We start from the raw sequence: 1,994 nt of genomic DNA, 5'->3' as shown, positions 1-1,994 counted from the left end.
GATAAAGACCGCGACCATCCGCCGAAAATCGGTGCGCTGATTACTTACCGTTATCGTGGTTTTACGCAAAAGGGAACGCCGAAATTTGCAACATTTGTCAGGGTGCGCTCGGATCGATAAAACAAATGAAAGGCCGTCTGAAAATAGGTTTCAGACGGCCTTTCATATAGATGTTGTATAGCCTTTTATATGGTTTCCAATACATCGGGCAATTCGGCCAAGCTATTGAGCATGGCAACATGGGGCATGGAGGAAAGCTGTTTGGCAGTATGTGCGCCGGTGGTGACGGCGATGGCGCGGATTTTGGCGTTGGCGGCCATTTCTAGGTCGTGGGTGGTGTCACCGACGACGACGGCCTCTTCCGGTTCAATACCCAGTCGGTCACAGAGGGCAAGTACCATATCGGGCGCGGGTTTGGACGGATATTCGCTGGCGCAGGCGGTTTCCAGCCAAAAGTCTTGAGTGTCGGTTTGTGCGATGGCTTTGTCCAAGCCGCTTCGGCCTTTGCCGGTGGCGATGGCAAGCCAATAGCCTTGTTGTTTCAAGCGTTGCAGGCAGGGCAGGGCTTCGGGGAACAGAGTCATGTTGTGGTTGTTGGGATTGAGGTAGTGCGCGGCATAGGTCTCAATCAGGGTTTCCTGAATGTGTTCGCTGACGTTGTGGGCAAGGCGGCGAATGATGCCGGAGAGGCTGTATCCGATGAGCGGGCGGATTTGGTCGGCTTCGGGAACGGGCAGGCCGCAATCGGCAAAGCTTTGCTGAAAGGTGTGAATGATGGGGTTGGTGGTGTCGGCAAGCGTGCCGTCCCAGTCGAAAATAATGAGTTTGGGTTTCATGGGTTTCCTTTCAGACGGCCTTTTCCTGATTTTCCAGCATTAAAACAAATTGCGCCAATTCCTGCGGCAGGGGAGCTTTTAGGATCAGTTTTTCGCCGGTCAGCGGATGGGCGAGGTGCAGCTCGGAAGCGTGCAGGAACATTCTTTTCAAACCGAGTTTTTGCAGGCGTTTGTTGGCCTGATAGTCGCCGTAGCGTTCGTCGCCGGCAATGGGACAGCCTTGCGATTGTAGGTGGACGCGGATTTGGTGGGTGCGGCCGGTTTTCAGAGTAGCTTCGACAAAGGTCAGGTCGGAAAGGCCGACTTGGTGCAAAAGGCCGTCTGAAAAACGGTTTAACACGCGGAAGATGGTGTGGGCGGATTGGCCGTCTTTGCTGACGCGCACCATTTTTTCGCCTTGTGCGCCGGTGTATTTGAACAGGGGGAGCTTGACGTGGAAGCTGTCGTTCGGCAGTTTGCCTACGCCCAGCGCGAGGTAGATTTTTTTGGGGTGGTCGTTACGGATGGCTTCGTGCAGTTTGACAAGCGCGCTGCGTTTTTTGGCGATCATCAAAAGGCCGCTGGTGTCTTTGTCGAGGCGGTGGACGAGTTCGAGATAGCGGGCTTCGGGGCGGGCGCGGCGGATTTGTTCGATGACGCCGAAGCTCACGCCGCTGCCGCCGTGGACGGCAACGCCGGACGGTTTGTTGATGACCAAAAGCGCATCGTCTTCATAAACGATGTCAAACTCGCGTGCTGGCGCGGCCTGGCTTTCAGACGGCCTTTGTTTTTCGGCGATGCGTATCGGCGGAATGCGGACGGTATCGCCTGCCTGAATGCGGTTGTCGGGTTTGCAGCGTTTTTTGTTCAGTCGCACTTCGCCGGCGCGGATAATGCGGTGGATATGGCTTTTCGGGACGCCTTTGAGGATTTTTATCAGATAGTTATCAAGGCGTTGGCCTTCCTCGTGTTCGGCAACGGCAATCAGGTTGACTGAATCTTTGCGTATTGCGTGCATTTTCTCTATAATCCCAAACGTCCGTTTCGGGACCCGAACCTGCCGTCGCAGGCCGTCTGAAACGGATTTATTGTTAAAACGAGATTTTATATTAAAAACGCACTCCGCAAAGCATTTCCTTGTGTTTGTTCAAAGCCGGCAAACGCAATCCCGTAATTAAG

General features: G+C 54.1%; 2 protein-coding genes and 1 pseudogene. 1 reads left to right on the top strand and 2 read right to left on the bottom strand.

Annotated elements, in window-relative coordinates; all coding sequences use genetic code 11:
• A pseudogene (locus ACTHUE_RS16945) lies at positions 1 to 120 on the top strand (DNA ligase); the annotation flags it as partial.
• Between the two features lie 65 nt (positions 121 to 185).
• Here the strand turns inward: ACTHUE_RS16945 and ACTHUE_RS16940 are convergent.
• Positions 186 to 836, bottom strand: coding sequence for an HAD-IA family hydrolase (locus ACTHUE_RS16940; RefSeq protein ID WP_219089295.1), 651 nt, complete (start codon positions 834 to 836; stop codon positions 186 to 188).
• Between the two features lie 10 nt (positions 837 to 846).
• Entirely contained in the window at positions 847 to 1,833 is a 987-nt protein-coding gene (locus ACTHUE_RS16935; protein ID WP_107792173.1) for an RluA family pseudouridine synthase, read from the bottom strand.
• Positions 1,834 to 1,994: the final 161 nt, after the last annotated feature.

The organism is Neisseria sp. P0021.S005, assembly GCF_051956955.1.
Note: the sequence above shows the minus strand (reverse complement) of the source record. Positions and strands in the feature narration are given on the sequence as shown.